The sequence below is a fragment of the Achromobacter xylosoxidans A8 genome (assembly GCF_000165835.1).
GTDB lineage: Bacteria > Pseudomonadota > Gammaproteobacteria > Burkholderiales > Burkholderiaceae_B > Achromobacter > Achromobacter xylosoxidans_B.
The window spans coordinates 2,811,570-2,832,134 of the sequence record NC_014640.1; the positions used below are offsets into that span (position 1 = coordinate 2,811,570).

Annotated in this window: 18 protein-coding genes; 8 read left to right on the forward strand and 10 right to left on the reverse strand. The window is 68.3% G+C overall.

The annotated features are described in order from the left end of the window. The first annotated feature begins 2 nt into the window (after positions 1 to 2). Both AXYL_RS13075 and lpdA read left to right on the forward strand, forming a co-directional pair. Positions 3 to 1,331, forward strand: a complete 1,329-nt coding sequence (locus tag AXYL_RS13075; RefSeq protein WP_013393269.1) for a dihydrolipoamide acetyltransferase family protein — start codon at positions 3 to 5, stop codon at positions 1,329 to 1,331. Between the two features lie 2 nt (positions 1,332 to 1,333). Beyond that, positions 1,334 to 2,737, forward strand: a complete 1,404-nt coding sequence (gene lpdA / locus AXYL_RS13080) for a dihydrolipoyl dehydrogenase (RefSeq protein ID WP_013393270.1) — start codon at positions 1,334 to 1,336, stop codon at positions 2,735 to 2,737. 54 nt (positions 2,738 to 2,791) lie between these two features. On the opposite strand, the gene AXYL_RS13085 is transcribed toward lpdA, so the two are convergent. Continuing rightward, complete coding sequence (locus tag AXYL_RS13085) at positions 2,792 to 3,703, reverse strand: LysR substrate-binding domain-containing protein (RefSeq protein ID WP_013393271.1); 912 nt, start codon at positions 3,701 to 3,703, stop codon at positions 2,792 to 2,794. Positions 3,704 to 3,792: 89 nt separating this feature from the next. Between AXYL_RS13085 and AXYL_RS13090 the strand changes: the two genes are divergently transcribed. Beyond that, positions 3,793 to 5,082, forward strand: a complete 1,290-nt coding sequence (locus AXYL_RS13090; RefSeq protein ID WP_013393272.1) for an amidase — start codon at positions 3,793 to 3,795, stop codon at positions 5,080 to 5,082. 1 nt (position 5,083) lies between these two features. Then, positions 5,084 to 6,061 carry a Bug family tripartite tricarboxylate transporter substrate binding protein gene (locus AXYL_RS13095; protein ID WP_013393273.1) on the forward strand — a complete coding sequence of 326 codons (978 nt, stop codon included), beginning with the start codon at positions 5,084 to 5,086 and terminating at the stop codon, positions 6,059 to 6,061. A 5-nt stretch (positions 6,062 to 6,066) separates the two neighbouring features. On the opposite strand, the gene AXYL_RS13100 is transcribed toward AXYL_RS13095, so the two are convergent. From AXYL_RS13100 to AXYL_RS13110, 3 genes are all read right to left on the reverse strand, one after another. After that, positions 6,067 to 8,076, reverse strand: coding sequence for a PEP/pyruvate-binding domain-containing protein (locus AXYL_RS13100; protein WP_049797791.1), 2,010 nt, complete (start codon positions 8,074 to 8,076; stop codon positions 6,067 to 6,069). A gap of 298 nt (positions 8,077 to 8,374) precedes the next feature. Then, the gene (locus AXYL_RS13105) at positions 8,375 to 9,538 is read right to left on the reverse strand and encodes a CaiB/BaiF CoA transferase family protein (protein WP_013393275.1); all 1,164 of its coding nucleotides are present in this window, start codon (positions 9,536 to 9,538) and stop codon (positions 8,375 to 8,377) included. Positions 9,539 to 9,658: 120 nt separating this feature from the next. After that, positions 9,659 to 10,561 carry a LysR family transcriptional regulator gene (locus AXYL_RS13110; RefSeq protein WP_013393276.1) on the reverse strand — a complete coding sequence of 301 codons (903 nt, stop codon included), beginning with the start codon at positions 10,559 to 10,561 and terminating at the stop codon, positions 9,659 to 9,661. Positions 10,562 to 10,705: 144 nt separating this feature from the next. Here AXYL_RS13110 and AXYL_RS13115 point away from each other — a divergent pair, with 144 nt between their 5' ends. The 4 genes from AXYL_RS13115 to AXYL_RS13130 all read left to right on the forward strand — a co-directional run bounded on the left by AXYL_RS13115 (position 10,706) and on the right by AXYL_RS13130 (position 14,135). Then, on the forward strand, positions 10,706 to 11,689 hold the full coding sequence (locus AXYL_RS13115; RefSeq protein WP_013393277.1) for a tripartite tricarboxylate transporter substrate binding protein: 984 nt from the start codon (positions 10,706 to 10,708) through the stop codon (positions 11,687 to 11,689). A 27-nt stretch (positions 11,690 to 11,716) separates the two neighbouring features. Beyond that, complete coding sequence (locus AXYL_RS13120) at positions 11,717 to 12,181, forward strand: MaoC family dehydratase (protein ID WP_013393278.1); 465 nt, start codon at positions 11,717 to 11,719, stop codon at positions 12,179 to 12,181. A 189-nt stretch (positions 12,182 to 12,370) separates the two neighbouring features. Further along, a complete protein-coding gene (cnbCb, locus tag AXYL_RS13125; protein ID WP_013393279.1) occupies positions 12,371 to 13,297 on the forward strand; it encodes a 2-aminophenol 1,6-dioxygenase subunit beta in 927 nt (308 codons plus the stop codon). Positions 13,298 to 13,316: 19 nt separating this feature from the next. After that, on the forward strand, positions 13,317 to 14,135 hold the full coding sequence (locus AXYL_RS13130; protein WP_013393280.1) for a tRNA U-34 5-methylaminomethyl-2-thiouridine biosynthesis protein: 819 nt from the start codon (positions 13,317 to 13,319) through the stop codon (positions 14,133 to 14,135). A 70-nt stretch (positions 14,136 to 14,205) separates the two neighbouring features. Here the strand turns inward: AXYL_RS13130 and AXYL_RS13135 are convergent, their stop codons facing one another. From AXYL_RS13135 to AXYL_RS13160, 6 genes are all read right to left on the reverse strand, one after another. Continuing rightward, positions 14,206 to 15,759, reverse strand: a complete 1,554-nt coding sequence (locus AXYL_RS13135) for a fumarate hydratase (RefSeq protein WP_041655482.1) — start codon at positions 15,757 to 15,759, stop codon at positions 14,206 to 14,208. A 28-nt stretch (positions 15,760 to 15,787) separates the two neighbouring features. Then, complete coding sequence (locus tag AXYL_RS13140) at positions 15,788 to 17,140, reverse strand: MFS transporter (protein ID WP_013393282.1); 1,353 nt, start codon at positions 17,138 to 17,140, stop codon at positions 15,788 to 15,790. A gap of 50 nt (positions 17,141 to 17,190) precedes the next feature. Further along, positions 17,191 to 17,859, reverse strand: coding sequence for a maleylacetoacetate isomerase (gene maiA, locus AXYL_RS13145; RefSeq protein WP_013393283.1), 669 nt, complete (start codon positions 17,857 to 17,859; stop codon positions 17,191 to 17,193). 12 nt (positions 17,860 to 17,871) lie between these two features. After that, a complete protein-coding gene (locus AXYL_RS13150) occupies positions 17,872 to 18,906 on the reverse strand; it encodes a fumarylacetoacetate hydrolase family protein (RefSeq protein ID WP_013393284.1) in 1,035 nt (344 codons plus the stop codon). A 67-nt stretch (positions 18,907 to 18,973) separates the two neighbouring features. Continuing rightward, positions 18,974 to 19,933: an MBL fold metallo-hydrolase gene (locus AXYL_RS13155; protein WP_013393285.1), complete on the reverse strand. Its 960-nt coding sequence runs from the start codon at positions 19,931 to 19,933 to the stop codon at positions 18,974 to 18,976. Between the two features lie 33 nt (positions 19,934 to 19,966). Further along, entirely contained in the window at positions 19,967 to 20,560 is a 594-nt protein-coding gene (locus AXYL_RS13160) for a VOC family protein (protein WP_013393286.1), read from the reverse strand. Between the last annotated feature and the right edge of the window lie 5 nt (positions 20,561 to 20,565).

The following is a 20,565-nucleotide window of genomic DNA, read 5'->3' on the forward strand; positions in this document are numbered from 1 at the left end:
AGATGGGTATTCATGTCATCAAGATGCCCGACATCGGCGAAGGCATCGCGGAAGTAGAACTGGTCGCCTGGCACGTGAAGATCGGCGACATGGTGGCCGAGGACCAGCCGCTGGCCGACGTCATGACGGACAAGGCCACGGTCGAGATCCCCGCGCCGGTGGTCGGTCGCGTGGTCGCGCTGGGCGGGGATGTGGGGCAGGTCATGGCCGTGGGCGGCGAGCTGATCCGCCTGGAAGTGGAAGGCGAGGGCAACCTGAAGCCGGGCGCGGATGCAGCGCCGGCCAAGGCTGTCGCGGCTCCCGCTGCGACGCAGCCTGTTGCCGCCGCGCCCGCACCGCAGCCCGCGCCGGCGCCGAAGGCTGCCGCCGAGGCCGCCGCGCCCGTCAAACCGTCCGCGCAGTCGCCGGCCCAGCCCGCGCGCCAGGCGCCCGCCGCCGTCGCGCGCCAGCCCGGCGACAAGCCGCTGGCCTCGCCGGCCGTGCGCAAGCGCGCCTGGGACCTGGGCATCGAGTTGCGCTACGTGCAAGGCAGCGGCCCGGCCGGCCGCATCCTGCACGAAGACCTGGACGCCTACCTGCAAGGGCAGGGCGGGGGCGCTCAAGCCCGCGGCGGCGTGGCCTACGCCGAGCGCAACGACGAGGAAAACGTGCCGGTCATCGGCCTGCGCCGCAAGATCGCGCAGAAGATGGCCGAGTCCAAGCGCCGCATCCCGCACTTCAGCTACGTCGAGGAAATCGACGTGACCGAACTGGAAGAGCTGCGCGCCAGCCTCAACCAGAAATGGGGCGCCTCGCGCGGCAAGCTCACGCTGTTGCCGCTGCTGGCGCGCGCCATGGTGGTGGCGTTGCGCGATTTCCCGCAGATCAACGCGCGCTACGACGACGAAGGCGGCGTGGTCACGCGCTACGGCGCGGTCCACATCGGCATCGCCACGCAAAGCGACGGCGGGCTGATGGTGCCGGTCATGCGCCACGCCGAGGCGCGCGATCTTTGGTCCATGGCGGCCGAGATCGTCCGCCTGGCCGAGGCGGTGCGCACGGGCAGCGCCAGCCGCGACGAACTGTCGGGGTCCACCATCACCATCACCAGCCTGGGCCCGCTGGGCGGCATCGTCACCACGCCGGTGATCAACCATCCGGAGGTCGGCATCGTGGGCGTGAACCGCATCGTCGAGCGGCCCGCCATCCGCAATGGCGCCGTGGTGGCGCGCAAGTTGATGAACCTGTCGTCGTCCTTCGACCACCGCGTGGTGGACGGCATGGACGCGGCGCGCTTCATCCAGGCGGTGCGCGCGCTGCTGGAACAACCCGCGCTGCTTTTCGTGGAGTAAGCATGAGCCAGATCACTAAGACTACGACTTTGCTGGTGATCGGCGGCGGCCCCGGCGGCTACGTCGCCGCCATCCGCGCTGGCCAACTGGGCGTGCCGACCATCCTGGTCGAAGGCGCACAGTTGGGTGGCACCTGCCTGAACATCGGCTGCATCCCCTCCAAGGCGCTGATCCACGCGGCCGAGGAATTCGACAAGGCGCGCCATTACGCCGGCAAGTCGGCACTGGGCATTTCGGTGTCGGCGCCCGCCATCGACCTGGCCCAGACCGTGGCCTGGAAGGACGGCATCGTCGGCAAACTGACCGGCGGCGTGGCCGCGCTGCTGAAGAAGAACGGTGTGGAAGTGGTGCGCGGCTGGGCCCGGCTGCTGGACGGCAAGACGGTGGAAGTGGACAGCGGCGAATCCGGCGTCATCCGCATCCAGTGCGAACACCTGCTGCTGGCGGCGGGCTCCGAGCCCACGCCGCTGCCGTCCATGCCTTTCGGCGGCATGGTGGTGTCGTCCACCGAGGCGCTGTCGCCGACCAGCATCCCCAAGCAATTGGTGGTGGTGGGCGGCGGCTACATCGGCCTGGAACTCGGCACCGTGTACCGCAAGCTCGGCGCCGAAGTGGCGGTGGTGGAAGCGCAGGACCGCATCCTGCCGACCTACGACGCCGAACTCACCAAGCCGGTGGCAGCCGCGCTGACGAAGATGGGCGTGGATCTGCATCTGGGGCGCAAGGTGCTGGGCCTGAACGGCGCCGGCAATGCGGTGCGGGTGCAGGATGCGGCCGGCGTCGAAACGCTGTTGCCGGCCGACCGCGTGCTGATCGCGGTGGGACGGCGTCCGCGCACGCAGGACTGGGGGCTGGAAAGCCTGCAGCTGGACCGCAAGGGCAACGCGCTGCGCATCGACGACCAGTGCCGCACCTCCATGCGCGACGTCTGGGCCATCGGCGATATCGCTGGCGAGCCCATGCTGGCGCACCGCGCCATGGCGCAGGGCGAGATGGTGGCCGAGTTGGTGGCGGGCAAGCGCCGGCATTTCCAGCCGGCGTCGATTCCGGCGGTCTGCTTCACCGATCCCGAGGTCGTGGTGGCGGGCCTGTCGCCCAATGAGGCGGAAAGCGCTGGCCTGGATTGCCTGACGGCGTCCTTCCCGTTTGCCGCCAATGGGCGTTCGATGACGCTGGAATCCACCGACGGCTTCGTGCGCGTGGTCGCGCGCCGCGACAACCACCTGATCCTGGGCTGGCAAGCGGTGGGGCGTGGCGTGTCGGAACTGTCGACGGCCTTCGGCCAGTCGCTGGAAATGGGTGCCACGCTGGAAGACGTGGCGGGCACCATCCACGCGCACCCGACCCTGGGTGAAGCGGTGCAGGAAGCGGCGCTCAAGGCGCTGGGTCACGCGCTGCACATCTAGGAGCCGCGGAACGCCGCGCTCGTGCGGCGTTCCGTCGAAGGCCTGGGCGTTTGCCTAGCGAGGGGCTACGGCTTGCGCCAAGGCGGCGCTGAATCCCTCCACCGCAGGATTGCCCTGGTCGCGCAACGCCGCCAACACCACCTGAGCCGTGGCTCCCGCCACATCGCGCAAAGGCAGGAAGCGCAATGAATCCGTGCGCATCCGGGACAATGATTGGGGTACCAGCGCCGGCCCGATGCCGGCTTCCACCAGCGTCAGCAGCGTGGGAATGACGCTTTCCTGCGCGATTTCCGGCTTCAGTTGAGCACGCGCGAACAACGTCTGGATCATGCTGCGGAAGTACGGTGAGATGTCCTGGCGGTAGCCCACCAGGGGAAATTCCAGCAGTTCTTCCAGCGCAACATCGCGCTGATGCGCCAGCGCATGGTCGTGGCGCAGCGCCACGCGCAGGGGCTCTTCGTAGATGACGCGGGTCGCGATATCCGCGTCCAGCGGATGCGGACGCATCAGCGCCACGTCGACGGCGCGCGACCGCAGCGCGGGCTCCATGTCCACGGAATTCATCTCGCGCAGGTCGATGCGGACTTCCGGGTGCGCATCGCGATAGTGGCTGAGCGCCGACACCAGCGGCGAACTCGCGGCGCTGGGCGTGATGCCTATCACCAGCGAGCCGGTCTCGCCGCGCGCCGTCCGCCGCGCCTGGCGCAGCATGAGCTGGGTATCCGCGGCGATCTTGCGCGCCCGTTCGTACATGATTTCGCCAGCGGGCGTCAGTTTCACCGAGCGCGTGGTGCGCACGAACAGGGGCACGCCGACGATCGCTTCCAGCCGCTTGATCTGCTGCGTCAGGGGCGGCTGCGTCATGAACAGGCGCGCCGCAGCGCGGGCGAAATGCAGTTCTTCCGCCAGCGTGCAGAACAGGACCAGCAGACGGCCGTCCAGGAAGATTAATTCTGATTTCGACATAATCAAGGTGAAATTACCAATTGGACATAGATTAGTCCAGTTCCTAAGATGCCGCATCGCTACATTCAACCGGCCTGCCGGATTCGCACATGTCCCTCGCTTCCACTCCTGCTTCAGTCACTGCCATCGCTCAAGGGGTGAGGGACGGCGAGGCGGCGGTGTTCGCGGCGGCGCGCCAGAGCCTGGCGGCCATCGCCCGGCAAGAGCCGGCGATCCGCGCCTGGAGCCATGTGCTGCCCGTCGCGGCGCTGGAACAGATGGAACCGGCGCGCCATGCCGCTGGCGCGCTGGCCGGCGTGCCCATCGGCATCAAGGACGTGATCGACGTGGCCGATATGCCCACCAGTTTCGGGGCGCCCGCGTTGACTACCGGCAGGGCGGCGTTCGACGCTTGCAGCGTGGGCATGTTGCGTGCAGCCGGCGCGATCCCCGTGGGCAAGACGGTGACCGCCGAATTCGCCTTCAGGACGCCAGGTCCCACCCGCAATCCCCATGCGCCGGCGCATACGCCTGGCGGCTCTTCAAGCGGTTCCGCAGCCGCCGTGGCGGCCGGCATGGTGCCTGCCGCCTTGGGCACGCAGACCGGAGGCTCGATGATTCGCCCGGCCGCGTATTGCGGAGTGGTGGGATTCAAGCCGAGCGTAGGCCGCGTGTTCCGGGACGGCATGAAGCTCACCTGCGAATCGCTGGACACCATAGGCTGGTACGCGAATAGCGTGGCGGATGTCCAGGCCATTGCGGATGTGCTCATCGGCGGCGCGGACGCGGACGCGGACGCCGCGGAGCAGCGGCAACTGACCATTGCGGTGCAGCTGAACAATCCGAAAGCCGGATTGTGCGCCGAGAGCCGGGCCGAGATCGAGCGCGCCCGCGCAGTCCTGACCGCGCACGGGGTGCGGTGCGTGACCGTGGAAGCCGAGCACGAGACTGCGCTCTTGCTGCAGGCGCACGACGTGATCATGCACTACGAATTTGCGCGCAGCCTGGCGCCGGTATTGGAGCGCCAGGGGCACGCCTTGAGCGGCGCCCTGCGCCAGGCGGTGGCGCATGGCCTGGCCATCGGCGCCGGGCAGTACCAGGAGATGCGCGCGGTCCAGGCCAAGCTGCGTCACGGCTGGAATGCGCTCTATGGCGGCGCCGACCTGGTGCTTACGCCCAGCACGCCGGGGCCCGCGCCGCATGGGCTCGAACACACCGGCGACGCCTCATACAACAAGATCTGGTCGGTGCTGGGGTGGCCATGCCTGCACCTGCCGACCGGGTTCAGCCGCGCGGGACTGCCTTTGGGCCTGCAATTGGTCGGCGATCTGGGCGAGGACCAAGCCTTGCTCGCGGCCGGCCGGAAGTTACATCATCTGCTGAAACAGCAAGGGGAATGAAATGGGATTCAAGACACTGAGGCAGGGCATATTGGCCCTGTGCGCCGCGGCGGCCGTGACGGGATTGGGGCAGGCCCACGCGGCCTTTCCTGACCGTCCCATCAACGTCGTCGTGCCCACGGCGGCCGGCGGCACGGTGGACATCGTCGCGCGCATCATGGCGGAAAAGCTCGGCGCCGAACTCGGCCAGCCCGTGGTCGTCATCAACAAGCCTGGCGCCGGCGGCGTGGTGGGCACGCAAGCCTTCCTGCGCGAGCCGCAGGACGGCTACACCGTGCTGTTCACGGCGAACAGCAACCAGTTGATCGTGCCCTGGGTCTACAAGGACGCGAAATTCGATCCGATCAAGGACTTCACGCCGATCGCCGCAGTGGGCGAAGTGCCCAACGTGCTGTGCGTGAATCCCGCTTTCCCCGCCAAGGACATGAAGGAATTCATGGCCCTGATCAAGGCCAATCCGGAAAAGTACCAGTACGCCTCGGCCGGCGCGGGGACCCTGAACCATCTGCTGGGCGTGATGCTGGACCAGATGGGCGGCCTGCGCATGCAGCACATTCCCTATCGCGGCGTATCGCCGGCCATGGCGGACGTGATGGGCAACCAGGTGCCCATGCTGTTCGCCAGCCTGCCTTCGGCGGTCGAAGGCATCAAGGCCGGCAAGCTGCGCGCGCTGGGCGTCAGCAGCGAAAAGCGCAACGCCCTGCTGCCTGACGTGCCTGCCATAAACGAAGCCATACCGGGTTTCCGCGGCGACCTGTGGGTCGCGTTCTATGGCGCCAAGGAAGCGCCCCGCGCGTCTATCGACACCTTGCACCAGGCGATCCGGAAAGTCCTGGCGGACCAGGCGCTGCAACAGAAGTTCGACCAGCTGGGGGTGACGATGATGCATGACGGCCCGGCCGAGCTGGCGGCGCGCCAGCAGGCCGAGTTCATGCAGTGGAAGCAGGTGGTGCAGGCCTCGGGTGCGAGCCCGGACTAAGGTCTTTACCGGCTGCCGTCGATATACGGCCGGGCCTGCAGGATCAGGATGTTGTCGCCCTGCACGGCCCATTCGATATCCTGGTCCACCCCGCCCAGGCGCTGCTTGACCTGGCTGGCTACAGAAGCCAGGCGCGCCACCAGGGCATCGTTCAGTACCTGGCGCGTGCCTTCGATCGGCACTTCGCGCACGCCGCCCGCGGCGTCCGCCACCAACTGGGTGTCCTCGGCGGAACGGCTCAGCACCTGCACCGCCTTGGACCAGCTGGAGTACATCAGCTGTTCGGCCTGGCGCTTGCCTTCCACCACCTTGATGCCCAGGCCGCGCTTGGCCGAGATGTAGGTGACGTAGCGGCGCGAGGCGTCGAAAGGATCGCGCGTGATCATGACGCCCGAGCTTTCCGACGCCGCGGCCTGTTGCACCAGCACCGCCATCACCACGCCGTCCTGACCGATGCCGGCCGCGCGCCGGGCTTCGTACGCTTCATAGTTGTAGACCGAGGCCCACACGGTTTGCACTGCCTGCGCCAGCGCGTCGGCCTGCGTGACGTTGGGCACGGTGGTGTAGAGCCCCGCGCCGCTAAAGCCCGGCAGGTCTTCGGAATTGGACGAGCTGCGCACGAACACGCCGCGCCCTTGCAACTGCTTCTGCCAGCGTTCAAGCCAGGCGGCGGCCAGCGTGGGATCGGGCTGGGCCTGGATGATGTCCCGGCGCAGCGCGGCCAGTTCGGCGCGGCGCACGTTGGCGTCGCTGGCGAAGTCCGGCCGCTGCTCCAGCGCGGCGATGCGTTGCGGCACGCCCAGCCGCGCCATGAAGGCCGCGTACTGCGCAAAGGGGATGCAAAAGCCGTCCGGCACGGTGGCCGCGGGCGGCAGCACGGACTTCAGCGCGCCCAGGTTGGCCGCCTTGACGCCGCAATGACGGCTGTCGCGCGTGGTCATGCCGGTGAGCGGCTTGATCGCCTTGACCGTCAGGTCGGGCTTGGGGAGTGGCAGGGCGGCCTTGGGCGGCGGCGCGACTTCGGGCTTGGCGATGCGCTGCACCTGATAGCCATTGCTGGTGACGGTCAGCTCGACCCACTGGCCGTCATGCTCGCGCAGCGCCGCCACGGCGTCGCGCACGTAGGCGTTGGGAATGCGCCAGCCCTTGGCCAGCAGATTGACGTGGGACAGCAGTGTGGAGGGCCGTTGCGTGACCAGGCCGGCCACCGGCGGCAGCGCGACCGGCACTTCGTCCAGCACCAGGATATCGGTCGGCGACAGGTCCGGCGTGTCGTCCACCGAAGCGACGATGCGCAGCCGGCCCTGGGCGACGCCGGTGTTCAGCGGCAGGAAGGTCTGTTCGCGCAGCAAGGATTCCTGCGTCACGGCGTCCAGGCCGGCGGTCTGCGCGACTTGTTCGTGCAGCGTGGAATTGGCCTTGAAGCGTATCGGTTCGTAGAAACTGGCCTGCAGTTTTTCCTCGGTCAGCTTCAATAGTTCCGGAGTGAGCCGGTCGCCTTCCCAGAATTCATAGGTGTAGCCGGGCAGGCCGTGTTGCCAGCTCAGGGTGCCGAACAGCAGACGCCGCTGCGGGTCCTTGTACTGCGCGATCAGCGTGGCCTTGTCGTCGGCGGGCAGCAGGCGCCGCTCGCGCGCGAAGTTCTCGTGCAGCGTGTAGCGCGGCGTGTTGACGTAGTAGATCTTGCCGCCCTGTTTCCGGTCGATCACGAACAACACGTGCGGAATCTCCAGCGGCGTGCCGGGGTTGTAGACCCGGGCAAGCTGCTGGAATTCGGCTTGGGTCCGGATCTGGCCCAGGAAGGCCGGGCCGCCTTTCTTGGCGTCCTCCGTCTGCTGCGCCGTGCGCTCGTCGGGGTTCAACGGGCGGACGTTCTCATAGGGCGAGGGCTTGCGGGCGGTCTGCGCCTGGACGGACGGGCCGAAGCTGGCGGCCAGCGCGGTCAGCGCAACCAGGGCGATCAGGCGGGTCGGGCGGCGGCAGGCAAGGCGGTGGGGGATGGGCAATGGACGCATGAACGGGCGGGCGGGGCGCAGGGAGTGGCGATGATATCGGAGCCGTGCCGGCGTTTGTTTCCGGATGTGATCAACCATGCGTTGAAGTTGCTGCGGGGGCGAAAAATACCCAATTTCAGTGATGTGCTTAAGGCTGCGGATGTCGTTTAATACCACCCAGGCTTAATCGCGCCCGCCGGCGCCGCGGGAAACCGGCCATCTCTGCACAGCGGTGATGGAGACGGTTTCTTCGTAGGGTCTTTTGAAGGAGCAGCTATCGCTGCTCCTTTTTTTCGGCATATCCATGCGCCGCGCGCCATCAGGCGCTGTCGGCGCCCAGCCCTAATTCCGCCAGGATGGCGGCGGTGTGCTGCCCCAAGGCGGGCACGGCGCCCATGGCCGCGCTTGCGTCAGACAAGGTCGCGGGCGGCAGCAACGCCTGGATGGGACCGCCTGGCGTCGCCACGTCGCGCCAGCGGCCGCGCGCGGCAAACTGCGGGTGATCCCAGACCTCATGCATGGTGTTCAAGGCCGAGTTGGCGATGCCGCCCCGGTCCAGCCTGGCCAGCACCTGTTCGCGCGACAGCGAGGCAAAGCACTGCGCGATGCGCGCATCCAGCGCCTCGCGGTGCCGCACGCGCTGGACGTTGGTGGCATAGCGCTCGTCGTCGGCCAGCGCCGGATCCTCCAGCACGTGGGTGCAGAAGCTGCGCCATTCGCGGTCGTTCTGCAGGCCGAATATCACCGGCTTGCCGTCTCCCGCGAGGTATTGTCCATAGGGCGCGATCGCGGGATGCGCCACGCCGTTGCGCGCGGGCGGGGTGCCGCCGTAATGCGCGAAATTCAAGGCATAGGAAGTCCATTCCGTCAGCGCCTCCAGCATGGTCACCTCGACGCGCAATCCCGCGCCGGTGCGTCCGCGCTGTATGAGCGCCGACAGGATGCCGGAATAGGCATACATGCCGGCCGCGATGTCGGCGATGGAGATGCCCGTGCGGGCAGGGGAGTTGGGCGTGCCGGTAAGGGAGATCAGTCCCGAAGCCGCCTGTATCAGCAGGTCATAGGCCTTTTTGTCCCGGTAGGGACCGTCATCTCCGTAGCCGGAAATGTCGCACACGATCAGCCTGGGGAAGTCCGCGCGCAGCGTTTCGTAGTCCAGGCCCATGCGGCGCGCGGCGCCGGGGGCGAGATTCTGGATGAAGACATCAGCCTGGCCCAGCAGGCGGCGCAGCACTTGCGCGGCGCCTGCAGCCTTGGTGTCCAGGGCCAGGCTCTCCTTGCCGCGGTTGGCCCACACGAAGAACGACGACTGGCCGCGCACGGTGTCGTCGTAGCCCCGCGCAAAGTCCCCAGCATCCGGCCGTTCGATTTTAATGACGCGCGCGCCCAGGTCCGCCAACTGGCGGCTGGCGAAAGGGGCGGCGACGGCGTGTTCGAGCGCGATGACGGTGATGCCGTCTAGGGGGCGGGTAGCTGCGGTCATATCGTCCTGGAAGCGGGATGTGGGCCGGGGCGCGTGCCGGACCCGGCGGCGGCGATGCATTATGGAATGCGGGGTCCGCGCGCGGCCAGTCGATATTCTTTAAGCGGGATTCGAGGTTTTCTAATCGTCGCCCAGGGCCGGCCGCGGCTCGGTGACAAAGCTGACGAAGGCGCGCGCATACCCGGGCAGGGCGTCCTGCTTGCGCATCACCGCGCGCTGCTCGCGCATGGCCCAGGACTCCTCGATCTGCACGCATTCGACCTTGCCCTGCGCCAGCGCGGGGGCCGCCACCGAACGCGGCACCAGCGAAATGCCGGCGCCTTCCTGGACGCAGCGCAGCACGGCGTCGAAGTTGGGCGCGTGGACGCGTACGCGAGGTTTGAGCCCCATCTGTTCGGCCATTTGCTGCAGGTACAGGAAGTTGCTGCTCTTGCGGCCGATGGCGACCAGATCGTGCGACAGCGCGGTTTCGAGTGAAACGCGCGGGTGCAGGCTGAGCGGGTGGCGCGGGGGAATGATGAAGATCAGTTCGTCCTGGCCGTAGCTGATGAATTCCAGCCCGCGCATTTCGATGGCGCCGGCGACCAGCCCGATGTCGGCGCGGCCGTCCAGCACCGCTTTGACGGTTTCCTCGCTGAGATGCTCCTCAAGATCCACGTTGACGTTTGGATAGGCGGCCAGGAACCGGCTCAGCGCGCTGGGCAGGCTGCTCAGCGTGCTGCTGTTGGCGTAGACGCGGATATGGCCTTCGACGCCGTCGGTGTGGCGGCGCATTTCCGCCTGCAGGCGCTCGACGTTGCCCAGTATGGTCTGCGCATAGCGCAGCACGGTCATGCCGGCGGCGGTGAGCGACATGCCTTTCTGGGTGCGCACGAACAGCGGCACGCCCATGGCCTGTTCCAGGTTCTTCAGGCGGTAGCTGGCCGATGGCGCGGTCAGGTGCAGGTCGGAGGCTCCGCCGGTGAGGCTCTTGGCTTCGGCAATGGCGACAAAGACGCGCAGGTCGGTCAGTTCGTAGCGCAAGGAGGGCACCTGGATTCGGGCGGCGCAGCGCCGTGGCGGGCCGCTGTTAGAAGGGCTCTAAGCCGGATAAGAAACTTTCGACTATTCGTGGTTCCGGCCTCGTCTCTATATTGTGCCGCACACAAAAGACCAACGGAGACAAGCATGAAACATGGATTTCCCTGGCGCGCCTTGGCGGGCGCCGCCGTGATCGCAGCGGGCGCGCTGGCGGGGGGCGCAGTAGCGGCGCAGGACTATCCGGCCAAGCCGGTACGCCTGGTGGTGCCGTATGCGGCGGGCGGACCCACCGACACCTTCGCGCGGGCCTTGGCGGAGACCTGGAGCCGCAAGCTGGGCGCGGCGCTGGTGGTCGAGAACAGGACCGGCGCCGGCACCCTGGTCGGCACGGAAACCGTGGCCCGAGCCACGGCCGACGGCTATACCTTGCTGCTGACCACGGTGGCGCACGCGGTCAATCCCAGCATCCATTCCAACCTGCCGTACCGCACGGTGGAGGACTTTGCGCCGGTCGGCCTGGCGGCCAAGGCGCCGCTGGTGCTGGTGGTCAACAAGAACGTGCCGGCCACCACCTTGCCGGAGTTCATGGCCTATCTGAAGGCCAGGCCAGGCAAGGTCAACTACGGCTCGGCCGGCATCGGCAGCGCGCCGCACCTGGCCGGCGAATTGCTGAACCATCTGGCCGGGGTGCGCGCCATGCACGTGCCGTACCGCGGCAGCGCGCCGGCGATGGCAGACGTCATCGGCGGACACCTGGACTTCATGATCGATAGCGCACCCACGGGCTTGGCGCAGGTCCAGGCCGGCACGGTCAGGCTGCTGGCGACGTCGATGGCGCAGCCCCTGCCGCAGACGCCCGGTACCCCGCCCATCGCGCAAGCGGTGCCGGGCTACGAGGCCTATACCTGGAACGCCGTCTTGGCCCCGGCGGGCACCCCGGCGCCGGTCGTCGACAAGCTCAACGCTACGTTGCGCGCCGCGCTTGCCGATCCGGAGCTGCGGCGCCGCGCCTACGACATGGGGCTGGTGCTGCAACCGGACACGACGCCCGCCGCGCTGAGCGCTTTCCTGCAGGGCGAACTGAAGAAGTGGGGCGAGGTCGCCCGCGCCGCGCACATGACCGCGAACTGAAGCCCGTCAAGACAAAAGGAACCCAGCATGATCAAGCACCAACTCTGCGTTCAGCGCTACTTCGAGGACTTCGAAGTGGGCGAGGTCTTCCTGCTGCCGTCGCGCACCATGACCGATGCCCTGTTCGCCGCGTTCCAGCTCGCCAGCGGCGACAATCATCCCGTGCATTACGACGTCGAATACTGCCGCGCCCACGGCATGCCCCACATGCTGGCGCACGGCTTCCAGGTCGCCATCCAGACAGCAGCGGGCGCGGGACTGTTTCCCCACATGGTGGAGGATTCCCTCAAGGGCTTTCTGGAACAGAGCAGCCGATTCCTGAACCCCGTGTTCGTGGGTGACACGCTTTATTCGTCGCTGACGGTGGCGGAACTGCTGCCCGGACGCACGACCGGGGTGCTGGTCATGCACAGCCTGGTGCGCAACCAGCGCGACGAGGTGGTGATGGACGGCGTGCAGAAGTATTTGTTGCGCAAGGGCCAGGCGCAATAGCCGGCAACTCCCGGGAGGGCGGATCGGAACGCCTGCTCGGGAAACTCCCTATCTTCCAAAGGCGTGCCGCCCGTTGACAGCGGACTGCGGCGAATCGATACTTGAATCCAGTACGTATACGTACAAAATGGCGCGCCCAAGCAGCATCGGTCGAACCCGGTTCCTACTGCTCTCGCAAAGGAGTAAGCAATGAAGGACGGCGAAATTCTTTCCGGATTCCTGGCTCCCCATCCGCCGCACCTGGTGTACGGCGAGAACCCGCCGCAGAACGAGCCGCGCTCGCGCGGCGGCTGGGAAAGTCTGCGCTGGGCCTACGACCACGTGCGCGAGAGCATCGAACGCCTGCAGCCCGATGTGCTGCTGGTGCATTCGCCGCACTGGATCACCCAGGTAGGCCACCATTTCCTGGGCGTGCCGCGCCTGGAGGGCCGCTCGGTGGACCCGATCTTTCCCGACCTGTTCCGCTACGACTTCGGCATGGACGTCGACGTGGAGTTGGCCGAAGCCTGTTGCGAGGAAGGCCGCAAGCTGGGCCTGGTCACCAAGATGATGCGCAATCCCAAGTTCCGCGTGGACTACGGCACCATCACGACGCTGCACATGGTGCGGCCGCAATGGGACATTCCGGTGGTGGGGCTGTCGGCGAACAACACGCCGTACTACCTCAACACCCAGGAAGGGCAGAAGGAAATGGACCTGCTGGGCCGCGCCACGCGCGAAGCGATACGCAAGAGCGGGCGGCGGGCGGTGCTGCTGGCCAGCAACACGCTGTCGCACTGGCATTTCCACGAACAGCCCGAGGTGCCCGAGGACATGTCCAAGGAACATCCGGCGCGCTACGACGGCTATCTGTGGGACATCCGCATGATCGAACTGATGCGCAAGGGCAGGATGGACGAGGTGTTCGAGCTGTTGCCCCAGTTCATCGACGAAGCCTTCGCCGAAGTGAAATCCGGCGCCTTCACCTGGATGCACGCCGCCATGGGCTATCCGCAACTGGCGGGCAAGTTTCACGGCTACGGCACCGTGATCGGCACCGGCAACGCGGTGATGGAATGGAATCTGCAGGAGGCCGGGCTTTCCCGCCTTGAACAACCCGCCGGCGCGGCGGCCTAGCCATCCAGGGAGACAGGCCATGACCATTGTTTCCGCATTTCTCGTTCCCGGCAGCCCGTTGCCGCAGCTGCGTAGCGACGTGGCGCCCTGGGGGCGCCTGAACCAGGCGCTGCGCGCGGCCGGCAAGTCGCTGGCGGCTTCCCGGCCCGATGTGGTGCTGGTGTATTCGACGCAGTGGATGGCGGTGCTGGACCAGCTGTGGATCACGCGCGCGCGCAGCACCGGCGTGCATGTGGACGAGAACTGGCACGAGTACGGCGAGCTGCCCTTCGACATCGCCAGCGACGCGGGCCTGGCCGACGCCTGCGTACAAGGCTGCCGCGACGCCGGCATCCATGCGCGCGGCGTGGACTATGACCAATTTCCCATCGACACGGGCACCATCACGGTCAGCACGCTGATGGGCTTTGGCTCCGACCAGCTGCCCGTGACGCTGGCGGCCAACAACCTGTACCACGACAACGCGCAGACCGAGCAGCTCAGCCGCATCGCCGTGCAGGCGGCCGCGGCGCAAGGCAAGCGGGCGGCAGTCATCGGCATAGGCGGGCTGTCCAACACCATGTTCCGCGAGCCGGTGGCGCCGGAATCCGACCGCCTGATCTCCCAGGCCGACGATGACTGGAACCGCCGCATGTTGGCGTTGCTGGAAAGCGGCGATGCCGCGCAACTGCGCGAGGCGATGCCCGAGTATGCGGGGCAGGCCAAGGCCGAGATGGGCTTCAAGCACATGTCCTGGCTGCTGGGCGCGCTGGGTGACCAGTTCCGCGGCGGCAAGGTGCTGGAGTATGCGCCGCTGTACGGCAGCGGCGGGGCGGTGGTGGAATTCAAGGTGGGTTGACGGCGAGCCCGGCCCTGGAGGCGGCGCGTGTCGGGCCGCCTGCCAGAGCGGCCCGCATCCGCAGCGCTTGTCAGAGCGCCCCGGCAATCGCCACCGGTATCTCCCTGGCCCCCGCCGCGCGGCGCCACTGCGCCGGCCCCGACACATGCAGGTTCCCGCCCACCGCGTCCACCGCCACGGTCACGGGCATGTCCGTGACTTCGAACTCGTGGATCGCTTCCATGCCCAGGTCCTCGAAGGCGATGACGCGGGCGCTGCGGATGGCGCGGGACACCAGATAGGCCGCGCCGCCCACCGCGATCAGATAGGCCGCCCGGTGACGCTGGATCGCTTCGACCGCCTGCGGGCCGCGTTCGGCCTTGCCCACCATCGCCAGCAGGCCGGTGCGCGCCAGCATCATGTCGGTGTAGCCGTCCATGCGGGTCGAGGTGGTGGGGCCGGCGGGGCCGACGGCCTCGTCGCGCACGGCGTCCACCGGGCCCACGTAATAGATGGCGCGGCCGCGGAAATCGGCGGGCAGGGGCTCGCCGCGGGCCAGCATTTCCTGGATGCGCTGGTGCGCGGCATCGCGTCCGGTCAGCATGCGGCCGTTGAGCAGCAGGGTTTCACCGGCGCGCCAGGAGGCGACCTCCTCGCGAGTGAGGGTGTCCAGGTTCACGCGCCGGCCCGCGCCGGGGCCGCGTTCGGTGCCCAGGTCGGGCCAGAGATCCAGCGACGGCGGGGCCAGGTGCGCGGGGCCGGAGCCGTCCAGCACGAAGCTTGCATGGCGCGTGGCGGCGCAATTGGGGATCAGTGCGATGGGCTTGGCGGCCGCGTGCGTGGGGTAGGTCTTGATCTTCACGTCCAGCACGGTGGTAAGGCCGCCCAGGCCCTGCGCGCCCACGCCCAGCGCGTTGACGCGGTCGTACAGTTCGAGCCGCAGCGCGTCCTCGGGCGCCAGGGTTTCGCCGCGCTGCGCCCGGGCCTGCAGTTCGTGCATGTCCAGCGGCTGCATCAGGCTTTCCTTGGCCAGCAGCATCGCTTTCTCGGCGGTGCCGCCCACGCCTATGCCCAACATGCCGGGCGGGCACCAGCCGGCGCCCATGGCCGGAATCTGCGCCAGCACCCAGTCGACGATGCTGTCGGCCGGGTTCAGCATGGCGAGACGCGCCTTGTTTTCCGAGCCGCCGCCCTTGGCCGCCACCGTGACCGCCAGGCTTGCGCCCGGCACGATCCGCATGCTGATGACGGCGGGCGTGTTGTCGCGGGTGTTGCCGCGGCCGAATAGCGGGTCCGCCACCACCGAGGCCCGTAGCGGATTGTCCGGGTCCAGGTAGGCGCGCCGCACGCCGGCGTTGACGGCGTCCTCCAGGCTGCCGGTGAAGCCTGCCCAGCGCACGTCCATGCCGACTTCCAGGAAGACGTTGACGATGCCGGTGTCCTGGCAGATCGGCCGCCGGCCGATGGCGGCCATGCGCGAACTGGCCAGGATCTGCGCCATGGCGTCGCGCGCCGGCGCGCTGGCCTCGCGTTGGTAGGCGCGGGCCAGATGCGCGATGTAGTCGGCCGGGTGGTAATGGCTGATGTACTGGAGCGCGCTGGCGATGGACTCGATCAGGTCGTCCTGGCGGATGCTTGTGCTCATGGCATGCATGGGTGGGTGGCTTGAAGGTTCATTCGGCGTGCAGCGTGACGCCCGGCCGGTCCTTGACCAGGCTCACGGCCACGAAGGACACCACGGCCATGACGATGACGTAGACGCCCACATGCCAGGACTGGCCGGTGGCGGTGATGATGGACTGCGCGATCATCGCGGCGAAGGCGCCGCCCAGGATGGAGCCCAGCGCATAGCCCGCCGACACGCCGGAATAGCGCACGTCGGCCGGGAACATCTCGGCATACAGCGCGGCCTGCGGTCCATAGGTCAGGCCCAGCGGCACCGACAGCACGGCCAGGGCGAAGGCGAACTGCATCACGTCGCCGGATTCGATGAAGGACCACATCGGTATGGCCCAAAGCGCCAGCAGCACGTAGCCGAGCTGGAAGGTGCGCACGCGGCCGATGCGGTCGCCCAGCCAGCCGCCCAGCAGCGTGGTGCCCAGCCAGCAGGCCGCGGCCAGCGTGCAGATCATCAGCACCTGCTGCGCCGGCATGTGCAGCGTGCGGCTGCCGTAGCTGATGAAGAAGCCGACCAGCAGGTAGCCCGCCGTGCTGTTGCCCACGAAGATCAGCGTGGTCAGCAGGATCTGGCGCGGATGCTTGCGCAGCAAGGTGCCCAGCGGCGCCGAGGAATGGCTGCGGCGCGACTGCATTTCCAGGAACACGGGCGATTCCTCGACGGCGCGGCGGATGAAGACGCCGACCACGATGAGCGCGATGGACAGCAGGAAGGACACGCGCCAGCCCCAGGCCATGAAGTTGTCGGCGCCGACCAGGGCGGTGATGCACCACAGCACGCCGGTGGCGACGATCATGCCCAGCGGCACGCCGATTTGCGGGAAGGCGCCGAACAGCGAACGCCGCTCCCGGGGCGCGTGTTCGACCGCCATGAGCGCCGCACCGCCCCATTCGCCGCCGGCCGAGAAGCCTTGCAGCACGCGCAAGGCCACCAGCATCACCGGCGCCCAGATGCCGATCTGCGCGTAGGTCGGCAGCACGCCGATCAGGGCTGTCGACACGCCCATCAGGATCAGTGTGGCCGCCAGTACCCGCTTGCGGCCGTAGCGGTCGCCCAGGTGGCCGCAGACGATGGCGCCCAGCGGCCGGAACAGGAAGGCCACGCCCACGGTCGCGAACGACAGGATCAGCGACAGCTCCGGGTTCTCCTTGGCGAAGGGCGCGAAGAACAGCGAGCCCAGCACCAGGCCCGCGGCCTGGACGTAGATGAAGTAGTCGTACCACTCGATGGCCGAGCCGACCAGCGTGGCGGCCAGCACCTTGCGGTCGTCGGCGCTGACCAGCGGGCCGGACGCGGACCGGGGGGCGGATGCGACGGCGGCGTCGCCGGCGGGGATTTCTGTTTGCATGGTTGTCTCCTTGGGGGAATGCGGCGGTTCAGCTTCTTATCGGGGGGCGCCTAGGCCGCGGCGCTCTGCGGCGCGTCGGGCTGGTTTTCCGGGCGGGCGGCTTCAAACGCAGGCAGGCCGGCGCAGGCCTGGACAATGGCGCGGACCCGTTCGAAAGGCGCCAGGTCCGCGCCGTAGCGCAAGGCGTTGTAGACCTGCGGGATCAGGTAGCACTCGACCAGCGTGGGCGCGGCGCCCAGCGCGTAGCTGCCGTCCTGCGCCGGGGGCAGCGCTGCCTCGAAGGCCTGGAAGCCTTCGGCGCACCAATGGCGATACCAGTCCTGGATCTGTTCGTCGTCCGCGTCGAACTGGGCGCGCAGGCGCTTGAGCGCGCGCAGGTTGTTGAGCGGATGCATTTCGCAGGCAATCAGTTGCGCCAACGCGCGGGCCTGAGCGCGCTGCGCCGGATCGGCCGGCAGCAGCGGCGCACCGGGATCGCGCTCGTCCAGGTACTCGATGATGGCCAGCGACTGTTGCAGGCGCAGGCCGTCGATCTCCAGCATGGGCACCAGGCCGAAGGGCGCCAGCGAGCGGTAGGCGGGTTGCTGGTGCTCACCCTTGACCATGTGCCAGGTGACCTGCCGGTACGGCAGGCCCTTCAAGGCCAGGGCGATGCGGACCCGGTAGGCCGCGGAACTGCGCCAGTAGCTGTGCAGGGTGAGGGCAGGGGTGTCGGCCATGGCGGTCTCCGGTCAGGCGGCGGCGGTTGCGGGCACACTGGCCGATGCGGCGCCAGGCATGGGACGCGTGCCGGGGATCCGCACCTGCTGGTCGATGTCGCCGAACAGGCTCAGGCCCGCGTCGTCGCGCATGCCGATGCGCACGCGGTCGCCGTGCTTGAGGAAGGGGGTGCGCATGTCGCCGTCGCGCAGTTTTTCCCGCACCCGCGCTTCGACCAGGCAGCACACACCAGCGGCGTCGCTGGCATTCGAAATGGTGCCGCTGCCCACCAGGGTGCCGGCGCCCAGGCGGCGGGTGCGGGCCGCGTGCGCGATCAGCTCGCCGAAATGGAATTGCATTTCCTCGCCCGCCTGGGGCTGGCCGATCTGCTGGCCGTTGAGCCACACCTGCATGGCGCGGTGCAGCTTGCCGCCGCGCCAGTAGGGCGCCAGTTCGTCGGGCGTGACCAGCACGGGCGACAGCGCCGAGGCCGGCTTGCCTTGCAGGAAGCCGAAGCCCTTGGACAGTTCGGGCAGCACCACGTTGCGCAGGGTCACGTCGTTGACCAGGCCCAGCAGCACGACGTGTTCCAGCGCCGTGTCCGCGTCCACGCCCAGCGGCACGTCGTCGGTTACCACCACGATCTCCGCTTCCAGGTCCACGCCCAGGTCCTCGCTGGCGGCGGTGATGTCCTCGCACGGTCCCATGAAGTCGTCCGAGGCGCCCTGGTACATCAGCGGATCGGTCAGGAACGAGGGCGGCATCTCGCCGCCGCGGGCGCGGCGCGTCAGGTCCACGTGGTTCAGGTAGGCGGACGCGTCCAGCCATTGGTAGGCGCGCGGCAGGGGCGCGGCGCAGCGCGCCGCATCGAAGGGCTGGCTGGCGCCGTCGCCCGCGTTCAGCGCTTCGTATTCGGCCTGCAGCAGCGGCGCGGCGCGGGCCCAGTCGTCCAGCGCCTGCTGCAGGCTGGCTGCAATGTGCGGCACGGCGCGCGTGCGGGTCAGGTCGCGGCTGACGACGGCCAGGGCGCCGTCGCGGGCGCCATTGCTCAGGGTGGCGAGTTTCATGTTCAGGTGCTCCGTATCGGATGGGGAGGCCCGCGGCGGGGCCTCGTGGCGTGGTGGCGTGCCGGGGTCAGGCGGTGAGTTCGGCCCACATGTCGCGGTCGCGCTCGGCGGTCCAGACGCGCGGCTCGGTGATGCCGCTGGCCTCGTCGTAGGCGCGCGAGACGTCGAAGGGAATGGCGTGTTCGTAGATGACGACGTGGCCGAATTCCGGGTCCATCACGCGGCGCGTGTCTTCATAGACCTGCTTCAGGCTCTTGCCTTGCTCCACGCCCTGGCAGGCGCAGCCGTACAGCGTCTCGACCCAGCTGCGGGTGTAGCCGATGGCCTCGCGGCAGGCGGCGGGCGTGGTCAGGGCGGGGCCGCGGCCCGGCACCATCTGGCGCGGTTCCAGCGCTTGCAGCGCGTCGAGCGTGGCGGGCCAGTCGGACAGATAGGCATCGCCCGTGTAGACGCCCGCGTTGAACTCCACCAGGTCGCCGGAGAAACAGATGCCCTGCGACGGAATCCAGACGATGGAGTCGCCGCGGGTATGGCCCGCGCCCAGATGCAGCATGCGCACTTCGAGGCCGCCCAGGAACACGGTCAGTTCGCGCTCGAACACCACCGTGGGCCAGGTCAGTCCCGGGATGCCTTCGGCGGACTGGAACAGGCGCGGGAAGCGGCCGATCTCGGAATCCATGTCGGCCTGGCCGCGCTCGACGATGAGTTCATGCGTGCCGCGGCTGGCGTACACGTGGGCCGCGCCTTCGGCGGCGAAGGCGGATGCGCCCAGCACGCGCACCGCGTGGTAGTGGGTCAGGGCGACGTGGCGGATGGGCTTGTCGGTGACGCCGCGGATGGCGCGTATCAGTCCCTGGGCCATGGCCGGCGTGGCGGTCGCGTCGACCACCATCACGCTGTCGTCGCCGATGATCACGCCCGAGTTGGGGTCGCCGTCGGCGACGTAGGCGTAGGCGTTTTCGGACAGGCGTTCGAAGGAGATCTTTTTTTCCGCCAGGTCGGCCTGGGAGGCGAAGGGTTTGCTCATGGTGTTCCTCTAATGGATGGAAAGTGGGGCGGCTCAGCCGGCGTGGGCCTGGCTGCGCTGCTGGCTGCTGGTGCCGGTGGCGCCGGGCATCAGCCCGGCGGCCTTGTCGCGGGTCCAGGCGGCCAGGTCGTCATGGGCGCTGCGGCGCTTGCGGGCGACGTAGTCGGCCACGGGCAGGCGCAGGGTCAGTTCGAGGCGGATGCCGTTGGGATCGAAGAAATAGATCGAGCGGATGAAGTGGTGGTCGGTCGGCCCCACTACCTCGACGCCGTGGGACTGCAGCCGCTGGCGCATGCGCTCCAGTTCGGCTTCGCCGCGGATTTCCATGGCGAAGTGGTTGACCCAGCGCGGCGTGGCGGGGTCGGGCTGGCTCTGGCCGTTGTCGCCCAGGTCGAAGAAGGCGATGTGCGAACCGTCGGCGAACTCGAAGAACAGGTGCACGAAGGGGCAATGCTCGCCGGTGGAAGGCACGCGTTCCTCCTTGACCACGTGCACCAGCGGCAGGCCAAGGATGTCTTCATAGAAATGCCGGGTTTCCTCGGCATCGCGGCAGCGCCAGGCGAAGTGGTGCAGGCCCTGGATGGCGGGGGCGCCCGGCGGGGCGGCATGGGATGGGTTGAGCGTCATGGCGC